The sequence below is a fragment of the Saccharopolyspora rosea genome (genome assembly GCF_025643595.1).
GTDB lineage: Bacteria > Actinomycetota > Actinomycetes > Mycobacteriales > Pseudonocardiaceae > Saccharopolyspora > Saccharopolyspora rosea.
The window spans coordinates 3,701,789-3,724,261 of the sequence record NZ_CP102826.1 but is presented as its reverse complement, the minus strand read 5'-3'; the positions used below and the strand labels follow the sequence as shown (position 1 = coordinate 3,724,261).

Below are 22,473 nucleotides of genomic sequence, written 5' to 3'. Positions count from 1 at the left end.
TGCCTCATCCGGTCCCGCGCTCCGCTGGGAGGGCCGTGGGTCTCACGGTTGAACAGCGGCGAGGTCACTCTCTCAGGAATGCCAGCAGGTCGGCGTTGATGGTCTCCGCTTGGGTGGTGGGCATGCCGTGCGGGAACCCTTCGTAGGTCTTCAACGTCGCGTTCCGCAGAAGCTTTGCGGACAAGGGTGCGGAGTCTGCGTAGGGCACGATCTGGTCATCGTCGGAGTGCATGACCAGGACCGGCACGGTGATCTTCTTCAGGTCTTCGGTGAAATCGGTTTGCGAGAAGGCGACGATGCCGTCGTAGTGCGCCTTGGCGCCGCCCATCATGCCTTGGCGCCACCAGTTCTGGATGACGGCCTCCGAGGATTCCACGCCCGGCCGGTTGAAACCGTAGAAGGGCCCCTCCGGCAGCTCGCGATAGAACTGTGAGCGATTCGCGGCGAGTTGCGCCTGGAACCCGTCGAAGACGTCTTTGGGAAGCCCGCCGGGATTGGTCTCGGTCTTGACCATCAGCGGCGGTATCGCGCTGATGATCGCGGCCTTGGCCACTCGGCTCTCGCCGTGCCGGGCCAGGTAGTGGACCACTTCGCCGCCGCCGGTCGAATGACCCACGTGAATGGCGTCCGCCAGATCCAGATGCGCTGTCAGCGCCGCGAGGTCGTCAGCGTAGTGGTCCATGTCGTGGCCGTCGCCAGGCTGGCTGGATCGCCCGTGGCCACGCCGGTCATGGGCAATGACCCGGTACCCGTGCTGCAGGAAGAACAACATCTGTGCGTCCCAGTCGTCAGCAGACAGCGGCCAACCGTGACTGAACACGATCGGCTGACCCGAGCCCCAGTCCTTGTAGTAGATCTCCACGCCGTCGGTGGTGGTGATGGTGCCCATCCGATGCCTTCCTTCACGTTTGCCGGACGACGCGCAGGCAGCACCGCCGGCTCGAACACATCTCTTCCTGCGCACGTCCTCAAGGCGGTCTCAACACCACGCCATGCTCCACGCGGTCTGGCCCGGCTCCCCAGGGCATTACGTCACCCAAGCGCCGCCCGGTCCAACATCGGACAGTTGACCAGGTTGGGGGTTCCCCTTCTCCGCTGCTGACCCCGCGCGCTCGTCCTGCGCCTTCGTCGCGGATGCGGTGAAGGTTGCGGGGCCGGGTTCGAGCCGGGCGTCCTCGAAGCCCAGCCGCTGGTCCCTGATCGGGTACCCAGCCTTGTAGACCATCTCCTTGCAGCTGAACGGGGTTCGGTCCCCATGCGTGTCGGCGTGCACTGTGGACAGCTGGGCCAGGTGCACGCGTTCCGATTCCAGGGATGCGACGTTCAGCACCCCGTCGGGAAGGGGATCGTGGCTCGGCGTCGATGCCGATGGTGCATCTGCTCGGTGCGGGCCACGACGGCGGCCCGGTAACCGGCGTCCGGTCGCAATCCCAATCTGTGGAGTTGGGTTTACACGGCCTGGACGTCTGGCTACGGTCGTGGGCGTGATCCGGACAGCGGCCCTGACGACACGAGGTTACGTGGACTTCGTGCGCGTGTCCTCCGCACTCTGTTGCCAGTAACGGCTTTCTCCACTGCTTCACGCGCGTCGTAGTGCGACCGCCTTCAGCACCACCGGAGCCCCTCGCACAGCGTCTCCGCTGGTGAACACCCGTGCGCATTTTCTGGGCGCCACAGCGCCCAGAAGTACTCACGGCGCCAGCGGAAACGGCTCCGGTGTTGCGTGATTCCCGAGCGCGGCCGATCCGTCGTGGCCGCGCTGCGCCCTCATGTCCTCCGGAGAGTGCAGATGACCGCATCCACCGAACGCGCGCCCACCGGCGCACCGACCGAACGAGATCCGATCCCCGTCACGACCGTGCAAACCCGCACCGCGCTGCGTGAAAACCGTGTTCCCCGTTGGCTTTTCAAGCTGATCAGCCCCATCGCGCTGGTGTTGATCTGGCAGGTCCTCAGCAGCGCCGGGGTGCTCAGCGACGACGTCCTCGCCTCGCCCGCGAGGGTCGCCGGCACCGCGGTGGAGCTCTGGGACGAAGGGCGGCTCCAGGACGCGATCACCGCCTCGATGCAACGGGTCGGCGCCGGACTGGTGATCGGCGTCGTCGTCGCGATCGTGCTCGCGACGCTCTCCGGGCTGTTCCGGCGCGGCGAGGACATCATCGACGCGCCGATACAGATGCTGCGAACGGTACCGGTGATCGGCCTGATACCGCTGCTGATCATCTGGTTCGGCATCGGCGAGCAGCCCAAGATCGTGCTGATCGCGCTGGCCGTGACCTTCCCGCTGTACATGAACATCTACGGCGGCATCCGCAACGTCGACGCGGGCCTGGTGGAAGCGGCCGAGACGCTCAGGCTCGGCCGGTTCGCCCAGGTGCGGCACATCATCCTGCCCGCCGCGATGCCCAACGCCCTGGTGGGGCTCCGGTATTCGCTGGGTTCGGCGTGGCTGGCGCTGGTCTTCGGCGAGACGATCAACGCCACCGCAGGCATCGGCTACGAGATGAACATGGCCCGCGAGTTCTTCCAGACCGACGTGATCGTGGTCTGCCTGGTGCTGTACGCACTGCTCGGCCTCGTCGCCGACTTCATCGTCCGACTGCTGGAAAGGACCGTGCTGGCATGGCGACCGGCGTTCAGCGGAGCGTAGTGAAACCCGCGTCGGTGCGCGGCCTGAGCCGCCGCTTCGGCGACCGCACCGTGCTCGACGACCTGGACCTGGAGATCGAACCAGGTCAGTTCGTGGCGCTGCTCGGCCCGAGCGGCTGCGGTAAGAGCACGCTGCTGCGGATCTTGGCCGACCTCGACCGGGAGGTGACCGGCGAGGTCGAAGTCGCCGTCCGGCGCGCAGTGGCGTTCCAGGCGCCGCGGCTGATGCCGTGGAAGCGAGTGTGGCGAAACGTGGTCCTCGGCCTGCCCGGCCGCCCGGACAAGCAACGGGCGGTGGCAGCGCTGGAGGAGGTCGGTCTCGGCCACCGCGTGGACGTGTGGCCGAAGGTGCTCTCCGGTGGCGAGGCGCAGCGGGTGTCGCTGGCGCGTGCGCTGGTGCGCGAACCCGATCTGCTGCTGCTGGACGAGCCGTTCTCGGCGCTGGACGCGCTGACCCGGATCAAGGCCCAGCAGCTGGTCGGCGAGCTGTGGCAACGCCACGGCTGCGCGATCTTGCTCGTCACTCACGACGTGGAGGAGGCGCTGCTGCTGGCCGACCGGGTGCTGGTGATGCGCGACGGCCGCATCGGCTACGACCAGGTGCTGGACCTGGATCGCGCGCGCGATGTCACCGACCCGGCTTTCCTGGCGCTGCGCGCGGAACTGCTGTCCTGGCTGGGTGTCGGGACCGGAGGGGGGAGTTCGTCATGACCGTCGAGTTCATCGGGATGATCGGGGCGCAGCACGTCTCGGAGATCCACGCCGCCGAAGGACCTGCGGTGAACCCGGCGTTCCTGCGCGAGTTCGCCCAGGCCCACGAGAAGGCGGGGTTCGACCGGGTGCTGATCGGCTACGGGTCGAGCAGCCCGGAGACCACCCAGCTGGCCGCCTACGCCGCCGCGCACACCGAGCGGCTGGGCTTCCTGATCGCGCACCGACCCGGCTTCGTGGCCCCGACGCTGGCGGCCCGCACCTTCGCCACCGCCGACCACCTCACCGGCGGCCGGATCGCGGTGCACATCATCACCGGCGGCAACGACGCGGACCAGCGCCGCGACGGCGACTACCTGGGCAAGGACGAGCGGTACGCGCGCACCGACGAGTACCTGGACGTCCTCCGCCGGGTGTGGACCGCCGAGGGGCCGGTGAGCCACGAGGGCGCGCACTACCGATTCGAGGACCACAACGCGGTCGTCCGCCCGGTGCAGCAGTCCGGGATCCCGCTGTACTTCGGCGGTTCCTCGGAAGCCGCGCTTCGCGTCGGGGGCAAACACGCCGACGTCTACGCGATGTGGGGCGAGCCGCTGGCGCAGACCGCCGAGCAGATCGCCGCGGTCCGCAAGGTCGCGGCCGATGCCGGCCGGTCCGAGCCGCCGCGGATCAGCGTGTCGTTCCGGCCGATCCTGGGCGCGACCGAGGAGCAGGCGTGGGAACGGGCGCACCACATCCTCGACCGGATCAACGCGGCGCGCGGCGGGCTGGCGTCGTTCACCGGGCCGAAGACCCTGAATCCCGGCCAGGAGGTCGCCAACGTCGGTTCGCAACGCCTCCTCGCCGCTGCCGAAGCGGGGGAGCTGCACGACCGTGCACTGTGGACGCCCACGGCGGCGGCCACGAACGCGGCGGGGAACTCGACCGCGCTCGTGGGAACCCCGGAGACGGTGGCGGCGGCGCTGCTGGACTACGTCGACATCGGCGTCACAACGCTGCTGATCCGCGGCTACGACCCGTTCGACGACGCGGTGGAATACGGCCGCGAGCTGATCCCACTGGTACGCCGGGAAATCGCCCGCCGCGAAGCGGCTTCCTGACACGAGGCGCGGCGATTTCGCGCGAAAGAGCCATGAGTCAGGCACCACTGCGCGCGCAGACCTGAAGAGGAGACCCACATGACGACCGTCGCAACCGGGCGATCCGAGTTCGCCCGGAACCTTTCCCCGCGGCAGAACAGCTTCCCGGCCCGGCCTGTCTTCGACGACGTCGAGCACGAGCGTCAGTTCCGCAAGCAGCGGCTCGCCGCGGCGCTGCGGATCTTCGGCAAGCTCGGCTACAACGAGGGCGCCGCCGGCCACATCACGGTCCGCGACCCGGAGCTGCCGGACCACTTCTGGGTCAACCCGCTCGGCCGGGCCTTCAGCCGGATCAAGGCTTCCGAGCTGCTGCTGGTCAACCACGACGGCGAGATCGTGCACGGCGACCACCCGGTCAACCAGGCCGCGTTCGCCATCCACTCGCAGATCCACCAGGCCCGCCCCGACGTGGACGCGGCCGCGCACAGCCACTCGATCTGGGGCAAGGCGCTCGCCGCGCTGGGCACCGAGCTGCTGCCGATCACGCAGGACAGCGCTCAGTTCTACGAGGACAACGTGATCGTGCCGGACTTCTCCGGGATCGTGCTGGACCTGGAGGAAGGCCGCCGGATCGCCTCGACGCTCGGGCAGCGCCGGCTGGCCATCCTGGCCAACCACGGCCTGCTGACCGTTGGCCGCAGCCTGGAGGAGGCGGTGTCGCTGTACGTCGCCGCCGAGCGGAACTCGAAGGTCCAGATCGTCGCCCAGGCGGCCGGGCCGCTGCAGCTGATCCCGCACGAGATCGCGCAGCACACCAGGCAGCAGTACCAGGAGCACCGCGATCCGGGTTGGGTGACGTTCGCCCCGCTCTTCGAGGAGATCGTGCACGAGCAGCCGGATCTGCCCGACTGAGACTGGAGACAACAGAGTGCGAACGAGCAGAACCCTGGTGGCGGTACTGGCCGCGGTGCTTCTTGCCGTGGCCGGCTGCTCCGGAGACAACTCGCCCAAGTCGCTGTCCGACGTGACTCTGGTGCTCGGCGACCAGGCGGGCGGACTGCGCGCCAGGGTGGAAGCGTCCGGAGCGTTCAAGGACGCCCCCTACAAGATCCGCTGGGCCAACTTCCAAGGCGCGGCACCGCTTTTCGAGGCCATGCGCTCCGGCGACGTGGACACCGCGACCGCCGCCGACGCACCCACGGTGCAGGCCATCGCCGGTGGCGTGCCGGCCCGGCCCGCAGTGGCGACAGCGGCGTCCCCGTCGTCGACGGCGATCATCGTGCCGCCGGGATCGCCGATCCGCACCCTGGCCGACCTGCGCGGCAAGCACCTCGTGGTCTCCACCGCGCCAGGCAGCGTCTCGCACTACACCGCGCTCGGCGCGCTGGAGGAAGCCGGGCTGACGCAGCAGGACGTGCAGGTCACCTTCAGCCTGCCGACCGACGCGCAAGCCGGTTTCAGCGCCGGGCACATCGACGCCTGGGCGACCTTCGACCCGTACCTGTCGATCGCGGAGCACGCCGGGGCCCGGGTGATCCGCGACGGCCAAGGCATCAACGGCCGCAACGGCATCCTGTCGGTGTCCACCGCGGCCGCCGCAGATCCGCTCAAGCGGGTGGCGCTGGCCGACGCAATGCGCCGGTTCGAGGCGGCGTGGCGGTGGAGCGACGAGCACCCGGAGGAGTACCAGCGCGTCTACGAGAAGCTGACGTCGCTGGAACCGCAGGTGGCGCACCAGATCCTGACCCGGACCAAGCAGGAGGTTCGGCCCTTGACCGATGACGTGGTCGCCGACCTGCAAGCCGTGGCCGACCGCTATTTCCGGGCGGGCGTGCTGCGAAAGCACGTGGACGTGGCCAAGGCATGCGATCGGGCCCTGTACCCCGGAAACTGACGTCCTTGTGCTGCTTCGCAGGTGGCGGCAGACGCGTGCGGTGCGCACCGCTGCACAAGCTGATCCCGCAGTTCTGTGAACGGAGTTGACATGAGCCGGACTTGGTCCCCGGACGGGGCCTGCCGCGGCACCGTGGTGGTGCTGCCGGGTAGAGGCGAGAACCCGGCTGTCTACCAGCGCTTCGGCCGGAGGCTGTCCGCCGACGGCTACGCCGTGGTGGTGCCGGAAGCGGACACCGATCCCGAGACGTGGTTCCAACCCGGCGCGGCCCGCTTCCTGGTCGGCACTGACGTCGGGGCGCTGCGCGCGTGGGCGCTCGCGTTGGAGATCGAGGTGGACGGCCTGATCCTCGCGGGCACCCCGCTCGCCCGGGGCCAGAGTCCCGTCGACCGGGACGACGAGATCGGGGCGCGCACGTCGTGCCCGGTGCACCGCGAACTACTGGAGAACGATCCGGAGTTCGAGTGGGGCCGGTTGACCGAGGACGTCCCCGAGCCGCCGAAGCAGCTGCCCGACGTGCCGATCCTGCTGCTGCACGGCGACGCCGACACGCTCGCGCCGGTCGCGCCGGTGACCTTGCTGGCGGCCAAGCACCCGCAGAGTTCGCTGGCGGTGTTCAAAGACGGTGTGCACGACATCCTCAACGACCAGTTCCACCGGAGCGTGGCCGCGCGCATCGTGCTGTTCTGCGAGGAGATCGGCAAGGGCGCGGTGCTGCTGCCCGAGGCGCCGGCCGTGCAGCGCACCCGCAGGTCCGCTCCGGTGCACATCTCGGCTCGCACCGACTACTCGGTGCGGGCGCTGCGCGACCTGATCGGCAGCGGCAGCGAGCCGGTCAAATGCGAAGTCATCGCCCGGCGGCAGGGCATTCCGCTGAACTCGCTGGTCAACCTGATGGTCGAGTTGCGGCGGGCCGGACTGGTGACCAGCCAGCGCGGCTGCGACGGCGGCTACTCGCTGGCGCGGCCGGCCGAGAAGATCACCATCGGCGAGGTTGTGCGAGCGGTGGAAGGCGGGGTCACCTCGGTGCACAACGGTTCACCCGGCGCCGAGGTGTGGCGCGAGCTCGGCCGTCAGGTCAGCGCGTTCCTCGACGGGTTGCCGCTGGTCGGCGATCGGTGAGCAAGGAAGGAATCTGATGAGCCAGCACGACGCGTTCCACCCGGATCTCTCGACCTCGGTGCCCGAGGCGCAGCGCCGCTCGCTGCGCACCCGGCTGCACCACGTCCGGGCCGCCGACCTCGACAACAAGACCGCGCAGACCGAGGGCATGCGGCGGCTCGCGGCGATCAGCGGTGACCTGGTCGGTTCGGAGCGGATCTGGATGGGGGAGACGCACGTCGGCCCGTCGACGTCGTCGGACAACCACCACCACGGCGAGTCGGAGACCGCGATCTACGTGGTCAGCGGCCACCCGGAGTTCGTCTTCCACGACGGCGTCGAGGAGGTCCGGATCAAGACCGAGCCGGGCGACTACATCTTCGTGCCGCCGTTCGTGCCACACCGCGAGGAGAACCCGGACCCGAACGACCCGGCGGTGGTGGTGATCGCCCGCAGCACCCAGGAGGCGATCGTGGTCAACCTCCCCGAGCTGTACCACCTGGGCCCGGAGGCGGACTGAGGCATCCCGGCGGCTTCGGCCGAAACCGGGCACCGGGACCGGCATTCCCGTCCGCCGCGTGCGCCGGTGGCCCCGGGGCCGGAGCGGGGGCGGGTGCACGAAAGTATCAGTGCGAGCCGATTTATCCGTCTAGTGTGCTCCGCCGTGGCGACCTAGCTTTGTGGCGATCTGGCGCCTCGGGCTCTTGTTCCCGCTCGTCAGGTGCCGTCCCCATAGGTGTCCACAAAGGAGTGACTCCGGATGTTCGGCATGCCGCGGCGCTTGCTGTTCGGCTATCTCGCGCTCGCCGTGTTCATGACCGGTGATGGTTTTGAGCTCACGTTCCTGTCCCGCTTCCTCGTCGAGCACGGCTTCTCGCCCACCCAGGCCGGCCTCGTGTTCACCGTCTACGGGCTGGTGGTGGCCTTCTCCGCCTGGACAACCGGTGTGCTGGCCGAGGTCGTCGGCGCCCGGCGCCTGATGTTGCTCGGCGGCGTCCTGTGGATGGTCCTGCACGTCCTGTTCCTCACGGTGGGACTGCGGAGCGTGCTCGGCACGATCGTGATCTACGGCCTGCGAGGCGTGGCCTACCCGCTGTTCATGTACTCGTTCGTGGTGCTCATCGCCCAGTCGGTGCACCCCGGTCGGCTGGCCTCGGCCATGGGGTGGTTCTGGGCCTCGTTCTCGCTGGGCATCGGGGTCCTGGGTGCCTACGTGCCGAGTCTGCTGGTCCCGGTCATCGGCGAGTACGCGACCCTGTGGGCCTCCCTGGCCTTCGTGGCGGCGGGTACCGCCATGTGCGCCTTCCTCGTCCCCGGCGCCCCGCCCGAGGCGGACCGCTCGCGTGAGCTCGACGGCGAGAGCCGGACTCGGGAGCTGCTGCGCGGGGTGACCATCCTGGTCGAGAACCGGCAGATCGCGCTGTCCGTGGTCATCCGGGTGCTGTGCAACCTGACGCTCTACGCCTTCCCGATGTTGATGCCGCTCTACCTGACCACCAACGGCATCGGTGGCGAGGCGTGGTTCTCGCTGTCCGAGTGGATGACGCTGTGGGCGATCATGAACGCCATCACCATCGGAGCCAACGTCGTGTGGGGACGGCTCGGTGACCGCTACGGCTGGATGCGGCAGATGCGCTGGTGCGGTTTCGGCGGCATGGCGATCGCGACCCTGGCCTTCGCCTACGTCCCGGTGTGGTTCGGGGCCAGCTTCCCGCTGATGGTCGTGGCCGCCGTGCTCTTCGCGCTGTCCGTCACCGCGTTCGTGCCCATGGGAGCGATCTTCCCGGCACTGGCCCCCGAGCACCGCGGGGCGGCGATCTCCGCCCACAACCTCGCCTCCGGGCTGACCACGTTCCTCGGCCCGGGCATCGCCACGGCCCTGCTGCCGGTGGTCGGACCGGTCGGGGTCTGCTGGGCCTTCGCCGGCCTGATGGTGCTGGGCACGATCACCACCTTCTTCATCCACCCGCCCCAGCCCGGCATCACCTCGGAGACCGGTCGGATGCTGCCGCGCCGCGAACGCTTCGCCGACATCGCCTGAAAGGACCTGCGACCATGAACTCCGCGACCAGCGCGACCGACCCGACCACGCAGGAGAAGACGATGAACGCCGTCGTCCTCGAACGCCGGCACGAGATCCGGATCCGCCCCGTCCCCGGACCGGGTCGGGTGGGCCCCGACGAGGTGCGCATCGGCGTGCACACCGTCGGCATCTGCGGCAGCGACGTCCACTACTACACGCACGGGCGGATCGGCCCCTACGTCGTCGAGGACCCGATGGTGCTGGGCCACGAAGCCTCCGGCACCGTCCTGGAAGTCGGCGCGGACGTCACCCACCTGGCCGTCGGCGACCGGGTGTGCATGGAGCCGGGCATCCCCGACCCGCGTTCCCGGGCCTCCCGCCTGGGCATCTACAACGTCGACCCGGACGTGCGGTTCTGGGCCACCCCGCCGGTGCACGGCTGCCTGCGGCCGGAGATCGTCCACCCGGCCGACTTCACCTACAAGCTGCCCGACCGGCTGTCCCTGGAGGAGGGCGCGCTCATCGAGCCCTTCGCGGTGGCCGTGCACGCCGTGACCAAGGCGCGGATCTCGCCCGGCGACGTCGTCGCCGTCGTGGGCGCCGGCACGATCGGGGTGCTCACCGCGATCGCCGCCACGGCCAGTGGCGCGTCCCGCGTGTACGTTTCCGACGTGGCACCGGAGAAGTTCGCCAAGCTCCGGGCGTACCCGACCATCCACCCCGTCGACGCCGGCGAGCAGGACCTGGCCGAGGTGGTGCGCGAGGCGACCGAGGGCTGGGGCGCGGACGTGGTGTTCGAGGCCAGCGGCAACCCGCGCGCCTTCGGCTCGTTGTGGGAGGCGCCCGCGCCCGGCGGGGCGGTCGTGCTCGTGGGCATCCCCGTGTCGCCGGTGTCCCTGGACGTCGCCGCCGCGCAAGCTCGGGAACTGCGCATCGAGACGGTGTTCCGCTACGCCAACGCCTACCCGCGGGCCATCGAACTGGCCGCTTCCCCGGCCGTGGACCTGGGCGCTCTGATCAGCGCCACCTACCCCTTCGAGGAGGCCGTGACCGCCTTCGAGCGCGGCGCCGAGGCACGACCCACCGACACCAAGATCCAGATCCGGGTGGCGGGAGCCTGACCGTGGGTGCCGCCGCGCGGAGCAGGACGAGCGAAGCCGCCTCGCCGGTGCGGGAACTGGTGGTCCCGGACCCGTCGAGCTCCGTGCGGTGGCACCAGCACGACTGGCCGCACCCGCTGGCCCGCTGGCACTACCACCCCGAGGTGGAGATCCACCTCGTCCGCGAGTCCTCCGGGACCGTGATGGTCGGTGACTACGTGGGCCCGTTCGGCCCAGGCCACCTGAGCCTCATCGGCTCCTTCCTGCCGCACAACTGGATCTCCCACCTCGGCGACGCCGAAACGGTGCGCAACCGCGACGTGGTCCTGCAGCTCGACCAGGACCGGTTCCTCGCCGCCGCCGAGACCCTGCCGGAACTGGAGTCGTTGCGACCGTTGCTGGACGACGCGGCCCGCGGCGTCGAGTACTGCGGCCGCACGGCGGTCGAGGGCGCCGCGGCCCTGGAAGCCGTGCAGGGCACCTTCGGCCTGCGGCGCCTGGCCGCGGTCGCCGAGCTGTTGAGCGTGCTGGCCGAGTCGCCCGAGCCGGACCGCCGCTACCTCGACAGCCACGGCGGTTCCTACCGGCTGGGCGTGGAGGAGACCGAGCTGTTCAACCGGGCGCTGAGCTACATCACCGACCACCTCGCGGACCGGATGCGCCTGCGGGACGTGGCCGACGAGGTCGGCTTGAGCCGCGACGCCTTCTCCCGGCTGTTCTCCAAGGCCACCGGTGTCGGCTTCAGCCGAACCGTGAACCGCATGCGCGTCACGGAAGCCTCGCGCCTGCTGCGCACCACCGACCTGCCGGTCGCGGAGATCTGCTACCGGGTGGGCTTCACCAACCTGTCGAACTTCAACCGGCAGTTCCGCGCCACCACGGGCACCACGCCCTCCCACTACCGCCGAATCGACCAGCACTGACCGACTTCCCCGGACTCGCCGGGGTCGCGGCGGTCCACTGCGGCTGGAATCGGCGGTGTCGTGGCTGTGGCGGTCGGGCTCACCACCGAGGATGGCGGGGCTGCGGAGTGGGCATCAACGCGGTGGAGGTGGCTGTTCCCGCTCGCGGCCGGACTCCCGAATCGGGCGCGTCGATCTGTCCACAGTGGTCGCGCAGTGGACCTGTCGCGGCTCCGGTGCTGACAGTGTCGATCGCCGGATCCGACGCGTTGTCCGGATTCGTTCCATAGTGGACGAACGTCAGTCGAGTTCGGTGATGAAGCGGTCGAAGGCCGCTTCCGCGGCTCCGAGCAGGCGTCCGTGCTCGCCGAGTTCGGCGGGGGCGAGTTCGAGGGGTTCGGGAAGGCCGCCGAGGTCGTCGAGGGCCGCTCGCAGGTCGTCTCCCGCGTTGCGGAGCATCGGTTCGAGCAGGCCGCCCAGGATGATCCGCTGCGGGTTGAAGATGCTGGTCAGGTTGGCCAGTCCGACCGCGACGGGTTCGCTCAGGGAGCGGAAGGCGGCGACGGCCCGGTCCTCGCGTCGGTCGGCCCGGGTGAGCAGGTCGTCGATCGCCGCGTGGCGGTCGCGGGGTGCTCGCCGACCGGCGTGGCGGAGGAGGGCGTCGGCACCGATCTCGGTCTCCCAGCAACCTCGGCGTCCGCACCGGCAGCGGCGACCGCCCGGGCGGGTGATCATGTGGCCGATTTCGCCGCCGTAGCCGTCGTTGCCGGTCAGGACGCGGTTGCCGGAGACGACCCCGCCGCCCACGCCGACCTCGGCCGAGACGTAGACCAGGTCGCTGCAGTCGCGCCCCGCGCCTCGGCGGTGTTCGGCCAGCGCGGCCAGGCGGGCCTCGTTGCCGATGAGCACGGGACCGGGCAGGCCCGTGGCGCGCCGCAACCGGTCGTGCAGGGCGAGGTCGGACCATCCGAGGTTCGGGGCCTGCACCACGCGCTGGTCCGCGGCGCGGACCAGGCCCGGGACGGCCACTCCCAGCGCGAGCGGTGGTTCGTCGGCGAGGCAGCGGGTCAGCAGGTCGGTGAGCTGTTCGACCGTGTTCTCCGGCTTTCCCGCGGCGGTCTGGTGCGGGGCGTGCGCCTCGTCCAGGATCGCGCCGCCGAACCCGACGCGGCTGACCCGCAGGGTCTCGACCTCGATCGAGGCGGCCAGCACGTAGGCGGTGTCCGCGCTGGGGGAGACCCGCAGGGCAGGTCGTCCGCGGCCGGTGGCACGGCCGCCGCCTTCCACCGCCAGGCCGCGCTCGGCCAGCTCGCCGACCAGGTCGGCGATCGCGCTGCGGGTGAGTCCGGTGGCCCGGGTCAGCTCGGCGCGGCTGGTGGTCCCGTGCAGGTGCAGGTGTCGCAGCAGCGTCCGCAGGTTGTGGCGGCGCAGGCTGGCCGAATCCCGCCCCGTCGAGGTCGATGCGGTCACCGTCTCCTCGTTTCGCTGGTCTCGGCGGCTCCTCCCGCTGGTCAGCATCGCGCATCGCCGCGCGAGGGTTGACACGGGAGGCATTTTGTTTTTTCCTCTGACAAATATTATTCCCGAGTCGAGGGAGCCGCGTCATGGCGGGTCAGCCGAGGGCGTACGTCGCGGCCGCGGTCTGCGCCATCGGTGCTCCTCGTGCGGGCCTTCGTCCCCCGAGACCACCTGGAGGCTGACCGCATGTCAGCACTCCCGACATCCACTGTGGAAGGAAGGGAACCGCCAGTGAACGACTACACGCCCACGCCGTCCGACAAGTTCTCCTTCGGCCTGTGGACGGTCGGCTTCCAGGGGCGCGACCCCTTCGGGGAGGCGACGCGGAGTCCGCTCGACCCCGTGCAGGCCGTGCGGCGGTTGGCCGGGTTGGGCGCGTGGGGCATCACGTTCCACGACGACGACCTCGTCCCGTTCGGCAGCGACGCAGCCGAGCGCGCCCGGATCCTCTCCCGGTTCCGCGCCGCGCTGGACGAGACCGGGGTGGTGGTGCCGATGGTGACCACGAACCTGTTCTCGCACCCGGTGTTCAAGGACGGGGCGTTGACCGCGAACGACCGCGACGTGCGGCGCTTCGCGCTGCGCAAGGTGCTGCGCAACGTCGAGCTGGCCGCGGAGCTGGGTGCGCGGACCTTCGTCGCCTGGGGCGGTCGGGAAGGAGCGGAGACCGACGCGGCCAAGGACGTGCGGGTGGCGCTGGACCGCTACAAGGAGGGCATCGACCTCGTCTGCGAGTTCGTCCGCGACCGCGGCTACGACCTGCGGATCGCCCTGGAGCCCAAGCCGAACGAGCCGCGCGGCGACATCCTGCTGCCGACCGTCGGGCACGCGCTGGCGTTCATCGAACGGCTGGAGCACCCGGAGATGGTCGGCGTGAACCCCGAGGTCGGGCACGAGCAGATGGCGGGGTTGAACTACGTGCACGGCATCGCGCAGGCGTTGTGGGCGGGCAAGCTGTTCCACCTGGACCTCAACGGCCAGCACGGCATCAAGTACGACCAGGACCTGCGGTTCGGCGCCGGTGACGTGAAGAACGCGTTCTTCCTGGTGGACCTGCTGGAGTCGGCCGGGTACGACGGTCCGCGCCACTTCGACTTCAAACCCCCGCGCACCGAGGACGCCGAGGGAGTCTGGGCCTCGGCGGCCGGGTGCATGCGCAACTACCTGATCCTGAGGGAGCGCGCGGCGGCCTTCCGGGCGGACCCGCGGGTCCAGGAGGCCCTGGAGGCGGCGCGCGTGCCGGAACTGGCGACACCTACGCTCGCTCCCGGTGAGGGCCACGCGGACCTGTTGGCGGAGGACGACTTCGACGTCGACCGGGCCGCCTCGCGCGGGATGCACTACGAGCGCCTCGACCAGCTGGCCCTGGACCACCTCATGGGTGTGCGCTGACAGGAGGCAAGACCGTGGTAGTCGTGGGCATCGACTCGTCCACCCAGTCCACCAAGGCATTGGTGGTCGACGCCGAGGACGGTCGTGTCCTCGGCGAGGGCAGGGCCGCGCATCCCGAGGGCACCGAGGTCGCCCCCGAGGCGTGGTGGGCCGCGTGCGAGCAGGCGGTCCACCACGCCCTCGCCGGGGTCTCCGCGCCGGTGGAGGCCGTGGCCGTCGCCGGGCAGCAGCACGGCATGGTGGCCCTCGACCCCTCCGGGAAGCCGGTGCGCGACGCCCTGCTGTGGAACGACACGCGGTCCGCGCCGCAGGCCCGGGCCCTGGTCGCCCGGCACGGGGCCGCCGACCTCGCGCGCCGCACGGGGCTCGTGCCCGTCGCCAGCTTCACCATCGCGAAACTGGCATGGCTGGCCGAGCACGAACCCGGCAACGCCGACGCCGTCGACCGCGTCCTCCTGCCGCACGACTGGCTCACGTGGCGGTTGGCCGGGTCGCCGGAGCGGGCCTGCACCGACCGCGGGGACGCCTCCGGCACCGGCTACTACTCGCCCGGAACCGGGCGGTGGCTGCCCGACCTGCTGACCGAGGCGATGGGCGGTCGCAGCCCGCGGCTGCCGGACGTCCTCGGGCCGACCGAGTCGCCGGGAGCGGTCGCCGCCGGTCCGCTGGGAGGCGCCCTGCTCGCGGCGGGGACCGGGGACAACATGGCGGGCGCGCTCGGCCTCGGCATCGGCAGCGGCGACGTGGTCGTGTCCGTGGGAACCTCGGGCACCACCTTCTCCGTCCGCGACGAGCCGTGCGCGGACGAGACCGGGACCGTGGCGGGATTCTGCGACGCCACCGGCCGTTTCCTGCCCCTGGTGTGCACGCTGAACGCCGCCCGCGTGCTCACCTCCACCGCGCGCCTGCTCGGCACCGACCTGGACGGCCTGAGCGAGTTGGCCCTGTCGGCGAACCCCGGCGCCGACGGACTGACGCTGTTGCCCTACTTCGAGGGCGAACGCACCCCGGATCTGCCCGACGCCGCGGGCACGCTCACCGGGATGCGCGGCACGAACATGACGCCGCAGAACCTGGCCCGCGCGGCGGTGGAAGGGATGCTGTGCGGCCTGGCCGACGGCATCGACGCGCTGCGCCAAGTCGGAGCCGGGGTGCGCCGCGTCCTGCTGATCGGTGGTGGCAGCGCCTCCCGCGCGGTCCGTGCGCTGGCTCCGTCGTTGTTCGGCGTCGGCGTGGAAGTCCCGGAACCGGCCGAGTACGTCGCGCTCGGCGCGGCACGGCAGGCCGCGTGGGCGGTTTCGGGCGCCGCTTCGCCGCCGCGGTGGGGTCTGCGCACGACCGCGTACGAGGCCACCGACGTCGACAGCGGCGCGGAGGTCCGCCACGCCTACCGGGCGGCGCGACGGAGCGTCCACGGCATCTGATTTCGGCTGCGGAACCGTGTTCCGCAACGCGTCATGCCGGCCTACGGGCCCGCGGACAGCTTTCCGGCTGGTGTGCGAGCGCACCGCTGCGTTCGGGGTGGACGCCGGCGTCGAGCCGCAGCCGAGGCTTTCACCGAACCAAGGAGACGATCTCGGCCTTCGCCGCTTCGGCGAGCGCGCGCGGCGCGGCGGGAAACACCGCGCGGGGCGTGCCCGCAGCGGCCCACACCGTGTCGTGCCGCAGCAGCCGCTCGTCGATGAACGTCGTGAGCGGTTCGGTGTGCCCGAGTGGCGGCACCCCGCCGACGGCGAATCCGGTGCGCTGTTTGACCCACGCCGCCTGCGCCTGCTCGACGGCACCGCCGAGCAGGTCCGCGAGCTTGGACTCGTCGACTCGGTCAGGGCCGGAGGCGAGCACCAGCACGGGGCGGTCGGATGCCACCTCGCGGAAGACGAGCGACTTGGTGATCTGCGCGAGCTCGCACCCGAGCGCCGCGGCGGCGTCGCGGGCGCTGCGGGTGCTGTCGGGAAGCTCCTGCACGGTGGTGTCAATGCCGCGCTCCGCCAGCGCGGCGGCGACCTCGCGAGCACTGCGACTCAGTTCAGCCATCCACTGGCCTCCATCGGACCGCTTCGGCACTCATCTGTCGGCGATGGTGGCATGCCGTTGCACGTCAGTGGTCAGCGGCCCGGAATCCGCGCGCACGCCACCACCATCGACTACCGCATCCACAGCGGCACGGTCGGCGGCTGCTGGGTCGAGGACCAGGAGGTCGACCTGGTGCAGCGCACCGACGACGTCTACAAGATCTCGTGGAACGATGGTGCACCTCGGGTTGCTGGCGGTGGCCGCTGCCGGACTGTGGGTGCGTCAACATCCCGTGTTCTTCGCTCGTGCGCCCGGTGGCTAGCATCGTTGCGTGCGTTCGGACCAGGTGGGGTCTCATCCGCCCCAGCAGGCGCGGAGCCGGGAGGTGCTCCGGCGCGTGCTGTCCTCGGCGGAGCGGGTGCTCGTCGCCGACGGGTTCGAGGAGTTCACGATGGCCGCGGTCGCTGAGGACGCTGGTGTCTCGGTGGGGGCGATCTACCGCCGGTTCGCGGGCAAGGAGGAATTGCTCGCCGCGGTCAAGGACCGCATGCTCTCGGCGCTGGAGGAGAGCCTCGAAGAGTCGGTCCGCGCCTCGGGCACCGATCTGGCGAGCACGGTCCGGGCGTTCGTGGACTCCATCACGGCGTCGTTGGCCGCGAACGACCGCGCGTTCCCGGAACTGCTCAGACCTGCTGCCGAGTTGGCGGGGCGCGGCAGGCAGGCGGTGGCGTCGATGCAGCGGATCTTCGAGGAGGCGACCGAGCCGTTCCTGCCAGAGGTGCGCCGCCAGGATCCGCGTGCCGCGGTCTCCGCGGTGCACCAGATGGTCGTCGGCTCCTGCGTCCACCGCGCGTCGATGCCGCGCGACTCGGCACCCGGTTACGAGCGGAGCTGGGAATGGTACGCGAATCAGCTCTCCGAGATGGCGATCGTCTACTTGACCACTGCGGAGTCGGCGGTTTCCGCGTAGCCGCCGCGCTTTCCGCCCCCACGTCGCGCCGACGTGCTCGCGGTCAGACCCGCAGGAGCGTGGAGATCGGCGGCAGTTCTCCGGAGGTTTCGTACCGGCCGATGTAGACGTTCTTCGTGTCGGTCGGATCGTGCGAGGCGAAGGTGCGGGCGTTGCGCCAGAACCGGTCGAGCCGGAACCGGTTCGACGTGCTGCGGGCGCCGGAGACCTCGTGCACGGTCGATGCCGCTGCCAACGACGCCTCGACGCAGGCCACCTTGGCCCGGATGGCGGCGACCGTGGCCTGGGAGACGGCTTCGGCGCCGGCGTTGTCGAGCTGGGCGACCGTTTCGGCGGTCGCGTCGAGCAGCGCGCGGGAGGCTGCGAGCCGGCTGGAGACCTCGCCGATGCGGCGCGTGATGAGCGGGTCCTCCGCCGCGGTGGCGAACTCGGGCAGGGTTGCGCGCTTGAGGGTGCGGACGTAGTCAACCATCGCGTCGAGGGCGCCGTCACCGATGCCCTGCATCAGGGCGGCGTGCAGCAGCATCACCGCGCCGACGAACTCCGGGGCGGGATCGACCCCGGCGTAGTGCCAGCCGTCCGGGACGAAGACGTCGTGGTAGGTGACGGTCTGGCTGCAGGTGCCCCGCTGGCCCATGTTGTCCCAGTCGTCGTGGAGCTCGACGTCGGGATGGGACAGCTCGACGAGCACGTGGTGGCGTCCGCCGGGCCCGCCCTCCAGCACGCAGCCGACGTTGGCCAGGCCACCGCCGCCGCTGTTGGTGTTGAACGACTTGGTGCCGCTGAGCACCACCCCACCGCGCACCGCGCGCGCGGTGACCCGCCCGGCGACACCCGCTTCGGCGTTGGAGGCCACCAAGCGAAGGCCCTCGTCGAGGACGCGGCGGGCGATCTCCGCGCGGGTCCGCTCGGGCAAGGCGTCGCGGGCGCCGAAGATCTCCCGGCACACCAGCGCCGTGGTTCCCCAGTTCTGCCCGGTGGGGCCATCCCCGGCGGAGATCTCCGTCATGGCCTTGACGAAGTGTCCCCAGCCGCCGAAGGTCCAGCCCTCCCACAGCCCGCCGAACTCGGCGGGCACCAGCAGACGAGCTGCCCCGGCGTCCCCGAGCAGAGCCATGTTCTCGCCCGGATCGGCGTGCTCCCGGTCGGCACGGGCCCCGTTCTCGGCGAGCTGCGGGCGCAACGAGCGAAGTGCCTGCAACAGGCTCGCCACCTCGCCGGCCGCGGTCGACACGTTCATGGGCATGGGGACCTCCGACAAAATGCGAACGCAAGTTCCGGTTTCGGAGTCTTCCCTTGATCCCACTCCGCGTCAAGGCTCCGAGCGACGCCCCGGCGTGGGACCGGATCGCCGAAGGGCTCCGCGCACCGGAAGCGGTCTGCGGAGCCCTCGTCGCGGACCGGGTCATTCGACGCGGTTGGTTTCGATGTCGCGATCGGCCTCGGTGATCCGCCGCTTCTCGGCTTCCACGTCGATCGAGCGGCAGGCCGACCAGTAGGCCACCGCCGAGACGATCAAGCCCGAGATCATCGAGATATCGGCGAGAGGCAGTCGTCGCTCGCATGCTCGTCTCTTCCCCGCGTGGGGGCGTCCCGGCCACCCGCACACCGATCGTGCGATGCCGCGCGGCTGGGGACGCAGGACGCGGTAACCCGCGTCGGCCAGGGCAGTGGTGAACGTGTTGAAGTCTTCGCCGCTGTCCCGGCCATAGGACGGAAGGGTGACCACGTCGGGGCCGGTGCCGTCGATGTAGGTCTCGATGGAGACGGCACCGGTGGTGACGACGTCGTTGTGGCGGTTCATCGCTCGGCCTGGGCGTGCAGTTCGACGCGCAGCAGCGCTGCGTTGCGGACGGTCCCGTCGGGCGGGGCGGTGGTGCCGCCGTCGGTGGTGACGTAGATCACCCGGCCGTAGTCGCCGGGGCTGCGACCCCAGACGGCGCTGGACGGCCCGACCAGAACTTCGTCGAACGGGTCGCCGGCGAGGTGGCGGACCTCGCTGCCGTGCCGTGGCGTGAGTGGCACCCGGTCGAGCGTGTTGGCGCGATGCCGGGTGACATAAGCGAATCCCGCGTCCTCGTCGACGCAGAAGTCGTCGGCGTTGTCGATCGCGGCGACGAACTCGGCGCCACCGGCCGGGTCGAGCGCGGCCGGGTCGACCGGGACGCGCATGAAGACCTTCTGCGCGGTCGAGGTGTAGTAGAGGTAGCCGGTCCGCGCGCTGTAGCGGACGCCGTTGACGCCGGGCTGCGGCGGCGGCGCGACCTCGCTGTCCGGGTCGTCGGCCATGGTGTCGTGGGCGAGCCAGACCCGGGCGGTCGCACTCCGCGCGCCCTGTCCCAGATCAACCCGCCAGATCAGCCCGGCGAAGCAGTCGGCGATGGCCAGCACTCCGGGGTAGAGCAGGCAGCTGCCGTTGAGGGCGCGGACCCGGTCGTCGAAGGTGAAGATGATCTCGGGTGACACCGGCTCACCGGGCGTCCAGCCGTTGACGTCGATCCGCACGAGATGCGATTCGTGGGTGGTATAGCCCTCGGTCAGGCTGATGACGAACACGTCGGGTTCGACTTCGACAATGCCGGTGATCGGGTGGTCGAAACGGTGCACCAGAATCGGGCTGGCCGTCGAATCCGGCGGTGCGCTTGGCACTATCCAGAGTTCCTTCTGGAGTACTGCGGTGACCAGCACCGAACCGTCGGCGCGGACGGCGAGATTTTCCAGGAAGTACTTTTGCGGGAAATGCGCGACTGCAGTCAGGGTGACTTCGGGGACAGGGGTCATCGGCATGACAAGCCTCCGTTTGGTTGGTTACTGGTCGCGGCCGACGGCGTTCGAGGGCGCATCGAAGGCGGCAAGGGTCAGCGCGACACTGGTGAACCAGCCCATCAGCACGGTGACATCGACGATGCCCTCAACGCCGATCCTCGAAGCCCGTGTACTCCTCGCCTCGACCATCGCTTCGAAGGCGCGGTACAGGGGTTGTTGCTCGGCGGTCAGGTCCGCCGGGCGGAGCAGTGGTAGTCGCATGGATCTTCTCCCTCGCAGCGCTGCGGCCGGCCCGAATAAAAGAGGACGGACATCCGCTTTTCTTTAAGCTAGGCTCGTGGGCGTCGGATGTCAATTGCCGAGGAAGGACTGCCCATGCCGCGGGTGAGCCAGCAGTACAAGGACGACCAACGCGCCGAGATCCTGGCGGCGGCACGCCGGTGCTTCGTCCGCAACGGCTTTCACCGCACGTCCATGCAGGACGTGTTCACCGAGGCCGGTAGGTCCGCAGGCGCCGTCTACCGGTACTTCCCGAAGAAGGAGGACATGATCGTGGGCGTCGCCACCCAGAACCTGGACGACGTCACCGAGGTGCTGCGCACCGCACTGACCCGCGTTGATGGTGAGCGTGGCGTGGGTGAGGTGATGGCGGACCTGCTGGAGGCGGTGATCGAGCGGCACCACGACAAGCAGCTGGCGACCGTGGCGCTGATGGTCTGGTCCGAGGCTTTGCGCAATCCGGCGCTGGCCGAGCGCCTGGAAGCGGCGACGGTCCGCATGAGTCAGGACATGGCCGCACTCGTCCGTGAGCGCCAGCAGGCCGGGACCTGGACGGGGGCGCCCGCGGACGTACTAGCCCGGGTGATCCTGTCGATCCTGCCGGGGTTCCTGTTCAACCTGGCCCTGCTCGGCCCGAGCGGGGTAGCCGGGTTCCCGGATGCGGTCCGGGCGCTGTGGCCAAGTTGACCTGGCCAGTGGTCATCGGTCGGCAAGGGTCGAGCAACGGGTCAGCCTGCTCGATCAGCAGATCCCAACAGTGTGGCCTCGGGGCTGCGATACAGCGCGGAGGGCGAAAGCCAGCGGGTGGCAACGCGTGTCGCCGACGCTGATGACGCAGTTGCAAGCACACGCGCAGGAACGCGGTGCTGCGGCGGTGGGTGGGCCCCGCCGCGCTATCACACCGGCGAGCCGATCACCCCACAATCCGGCGCGGCGTGTGCCCAAGCCGCAACGATGGTTCGCATGTGCGGGCGCTCAAAAGGGGGCGGCCACGGGCCCCTCGCCCGTCGATCGGGCTCGCATCGGCTCGAAACACCACGTGATCATCGACCGCGGTGGCATCCCGCTGGCCGTCACCCTCACCGGCGGCAACCGCCATGACAGCACCCAGCTGATCCCGCTTGTCGACGCCCTGCCGATGATCCGGGGCAAACGCGGCCGGCCGTGGCAACGGCCGCGCTGGCTCTACGGCGATCGGGGCTACGACTACGAACATCACCGGAAATCCTTACGAGACAGCGGAAACGTTTCCGCATATCGCCCGCAAGAACGCCGGTCACGGCTCCGGCCTCGGCGCGATCCGCTGGGTCGTGGAACGCACTTTTGCCTGGCTGCACCAGTTCAAACGCCTCCGCACGCGCTCCGAACGACGCGCCGACACCCATCTCGGACTGCTCCAACTCGGATGCGTCCTGATCTGCTACCGCCAACTCACGACATCATTCTGGAACGAGCTGTTAGTGACTGGCGAGATGCTCGGCATCTTTCCAGATGCCCTCGCCGGGCATGGACAGCCGGTCTGTAAGTCCCTGGCGCCATTCGGGGGTGGTGGCGGGTGCACCCCAATAATCGGTCACGCGGACCGCCTGGCCGTCGTGGAGTTCGCCGATGGTGACGTTGCGGTAGAGGCGACCGTCGCCGTAGTTGGCGGTCCATTCGACCACGACGATCTCGTCGTCGAGATGCAGCCGCCGGCCGACTTCGAGGGTGAGATCGGGAAAGTTGCCCTCGACGGCGGCGACGCGCTCACGACCGCGCACAACTTCGCCCATCTGGGGCCACTGGCGTTCGATGTCGTCGGCGAGCGGCACGCCGAGCAGGTACGCAAGCCGAGTGCTGCCCTCAGATTCCGGTGCAGGCCGTTGGGTGCTAACGACTGATTCCCCCAAGGTGGCGACATTCGTTATTCGTTGTCAAGAACAAGGGCCGACGGCCCCGGTTGCTGTCCAAGCGCATCACTTGGGTACCCCGCGCTGGTCGAGGACACCCCTCTGGAGACCCGACATAGCTTGATCAATCCGCGAAGCTCGAACCCTCCCCGTAGTGCCGCGACGACGACACACCCATTGTCTCCGG

23 protein-coding genes and 1 pseudogene are annotated in these 22,473 nt (G+C 70.0%); 16 read left to right on the top strand and 8 right to left on the bottom strand.

Annotation, left to right across the window (positions count from 1 at the left end; all coding sequences use genetic code 11):
• Window positions 1-64: 64 nt before the first annotated feature.
• The gene (locus NV263_RS17415; protein WP_263247364.1) at window positions 65-889 is read right to left on the bottom strand and encodes an alpha/beta fold hydrolase; all 825 of its coding nucleotides are present in this window, start codon (window positions 887-889) and stop codon (window positions 65-67) included.
• Between the two features lie 900 nt (window positions 890-1,789).
• On the opposite strand from NV263_RS17415, the gene NV263_RS17410 reads away from it, so the two are divergent.
• The 10 genes from NV263_RS17410 (at window position 1,790) to NV263_RS17365 (ending at window position 11,480) form a co-directional block, all read left to right on the top strand.
• Window positions 1,790-2,650, top strand: coding sequence for an ABC transporter permease (locus NV263_RS17410; protein ID WP_263247363.1), 861 nt, complete (start codon window positions 1,790-1,792; stop codon window positions 2,648-2,650).
• Window positions 2,623-3,360, top strand: coding sequence for an ABC transporter ATP-binding protein (locus NV263_RS17405; RefSeq protein WP_263247362.1), 738 nt, complete (start codon window positions 2,623-2,625; stop codon window positions 3,358-3,360). The genes NV263_RS17410 and NV263_RS17405 overlap by 28 nt, the downstream gene beginning before the upstream one ends.
• On the top strand, window positions 3,357-4,460 hold the full coding sequence (locus tag NV263_RS17400; protein ID WP_263247361.1) for an LLM class flavin-dependent oxidoreductase: 1,104 nt from the start codon (window positions 3,357-3,359) through the stop codon (window positions 4,458-4,460). Before NV263_RS17405 ends, NV263_RS17400 begins: the two co-directional genes overlap by 4 nt.
• 78 nt (window positions 4,461-4,538) lie before the next feature.
• On the top strand, window positions 4,539-5,351 hold the full coding sequence (locus tag NV263_RS17395) for a class II aldolase/adducin family protein (RefSeq protein WP_263247360.1): 813 nt from the start codon (window positions 4,539-4,541) through the stop codon (window positions 5,349-5,351).
• Window positions 5,352-5,367: 16 nt separating this feature from the next.
• Window positions 5,368-6,333, top strand: coding sequence for an ABC transporter substrate-binding protein (locus tag NV263_RS17390; RefSeq protein ID WP_263247359.1), 966 nt, complete (start codon window positions 5,368-5,370; stop codon window positions 6,331-6,333).
• Window positions 6,334-6,423: 90 nt separating this feature from the next.
• A complete protein-coding gene (locus NV263_RS17385; RefSeq protein ID WP_263247358.1) occupies window positions 6,424-7,455 on the top strand; it encodes an Rrf2 family transcriptional regulator in 1,032 nt (343 codons plus the stop codon).
• A gap of 16 nt (window positions 7,456-7,471) precedes the next feature.
• Entirely contained in the window at window positions 7,472-7,954 is a 483-nt protein-coding gene (locus tag NV263_RS17380) for a cupin domain-containing protein (RefSeq protein ID WP_263247357.1), read from the top strand.
• Window positions 7,955-8,194: 240 nt separating this feature from the next.
• Complete coding sequence (locus tag NV263_RS17375) at window positions 8,195-9,475, top strand: MFS transporter (protein WP_263247356.1); 1,281 nt, start codon at window positions 8,195-8,197, stop codon at window positions 9,473-9,475.
• A 14-nt stretch (window positions 9,476-9,489) separates the two neighbouring features.
• Window positions 9,490-10,578: an NAD(P)-dependent alcohol dehydrogenase gene (locus tag NV263_RS17370; protein ID WP_263247355.1), complete on the top strand. Its 1,089-nt coding sequence runs from the start codon at window positions 9,490-9,492 to the stop codon at window positions 10,576-10,578.
• A 2-nt stretch (window positions 10,579-10,580) separates the two neighbouring features.
• Window positions 10,581-11,480, top strand: a complete 900-nt coding sequence (locus NV263_RS17365) for an AraC family transcriptional regulator (protein WP_263247354.1) — start codon at window positions 10,581-10,583, stop codon at window positions 11,478-11,480.
• Window positions 11,481-11,759: 279 nt separating this feature from the next.
• On the opposite strand, the gene NV263_RS17360 is transcribed toward NV263_RS17365, so the two are convergent.
• Window positions 11,760-12,929, bottom strand: a complete 1,170-nt coding sequence (locus NV263_RS17360) for an ROK family protein (protein WP_263247353.1) — start codon at window positions 12,927-12,929, stop codon at window positions 11,760-11,762.
• A gap of 279 nt (window positions 12,930-13,208) precedes the next feature.
• Between NV263_RS17360 and xylA the strand changes: the two genes are divergently transcribed.
• The gene (gene xylA / locus NV263_RS17355) at window positions 13,209-14,369 is read left to right on the top strand and encodes a xylose isomerase (protein WP_263247352.1); all 1,161 of its coding nucleotides are present in this window, start codon (window positions 13,209-13,211) and stop codon (window positions 14,367-14,369) included.
• A gap of 14 nt (window positions 14,370-14,383) precedes the next feature.
• A complete protein-coding gene (gene xylB / locus NV263_RS17350; RefSeq protein ID WP_263247351.1) occupies window positions 14,384-15,793 on the top strand; it encodes a xylulokinase in 1,410 nt (469 codons plus the stop codon).
• Between the two features lie 130 nt (window positions 15,794-15,923).
• Here the strand turns inward: xylB and NV263_RS17345 are convergent, their stop codons facing one another.
• Window positions 15,924-16,403, bottom strand: a complete 480-nt coding sequence (locus tag NV263_RS17345; RefSeq protein ID WP_263247350.1) for a YbaK/EbsC family protein — start codon at window positions 16,401-16,403, stop codon at window positions 15,924-15,926.
• Window positions 16,404-16,454: 51 nt separating this feature from the next.
• On the opposite strand from NV263_RS17345, the gene NV263_RS30590 reads away from it, so the two are divergent.
• Complete coding sequence (locus tag NV263_RS30590) at window positions 16,455-16,850, top strand: phenolic acid decarboxylase (protein WP_317630335.1); 396 nt, start codon at window positions 16,455-16,457, stop codon at window positions 16,848-16,850.
• On the top strand, window positions 16,768-17,352 hold the full coding sequence (locus NV263_RS17335) for a TetR/AcrR family transcriptional regulator (protein WP_317630334.1): 585 nt from the start codon (window positions 16,768-16,770) through the stop codon (window positions 17,350-17,352). The genes NV263_RS30590 and NV263_RS17335 overlap by 83 nt, the downstream gene beginning before the upstream one ends.
• A gap of 43 nt (window positions 17,353-17,395) precedes the next feature.
• On the opposite strand, the gene NV263_RS17330 is transcribed toward NV263_RS17335, so the two are convergent.
• The 4 genes from NV263_RS17330 to NV263_RS17315 all read right to left on the bottom strand — a co-directional run bounded on the left by NV263_RS17330 (window position 17,396) and on the right by NV263_RS17315 (window position 20,379).
• Window positions 17,396-18,598 carry an acyl-CoA dehydrogenase family protein gene (locus NV263_RS17330; RefSeq protein WP_263247348.1) on the bottom strand — a complete coding sequence of 401 codons (1,203 nt, stop codon included), beginning with the start codon at window positions 18,596-18,598 and terminating at the stop codon, window positions 17,396-17,398.
• A 159-nt stretch (window positions 18,599-18,757) separates the two neighbouring features.
• Window positions 18,758-19,156 carry a hypothetical protein gene (locus tag NV263_RS17325; protein ID WP_263247347.1) on the bottom strand — a complete coding sequence of 133 codons (399 nt, stop codon included), beginning with the start codon at window positions 19,154-19,156 and terminating at the stop codon, window positions 18,758-18,760.
• Window positions 19,153-19,959 (bottom strand): hypothetical protein, encoded by an 807-nt coding sequence (locus NV263_RS17320; protein WP_263247346.1) that lies wholly within the window; start codon window positions 19,957-19,959, stop codon window positions 19,153-19,155. Before NV263_RS17320 ends, NV263_RS17325 begins: the two co-directional genes overlap by 4 nt.
• Before the next feature lie 201 nt (window positions 19,960-20,160).
• On the bottom strand, window positions 20,161-20,379 hold the full coding sequence (locus tag NV263_RS17315) for a hypothetical protein (protein ID WP_263247345.1): 219 nt from the start codon (window positions 20,377-20,379) through the stop codon (window positions 20,161-20,163).
• 114 nt (window positions 20,380-20,493) lie between these two features.
• Between NV263_RS17315 and NV263_RS17310 the strand changes: the two genes are divergently transcribed.
• Together NV263_RS17310 and NV263_RS17305 are read left to right on the top strand one after the other, a co-directional pair.
• Complete coding sequence (locus tag NV263_RS17310) at window positions 20,494-21,084, top strand: TetR/AcrR family transcriptional regulator (RefSeq protein WP_263247344.1); 591 nt, start codon at window positions 20,494-20,496, stop codon at window positions 21,082-21,084.
• Window positions 21,085-21,350: 266 nt separating this feature from the next.
• Window positions 21,351-21,830, top strand: a pseudogene (locus tag NV263_RS17305) (IS5 family transposase); the annotation flags it as partial.
• A gap of 24 nt (window positions 21,831-21,854) precedes the next feature.
• Here the strand turns inward: NV263_RS17305 and NV263_RS17300 are convergent.
• Window positions 21,855-22,208: a nuclear transport factor 2 family protein gene (locus NV263_RS17300; RefSeq protein WP_263254466.1), complete on the bottom strand. Its 354-nt coding sequence runs from the start codon at window positions 22,206-22,208 to the stop codon at window positions 21,855-21,857.
• Window positions 22,209-22,473 lie beyond the last annotated feature (265 nt).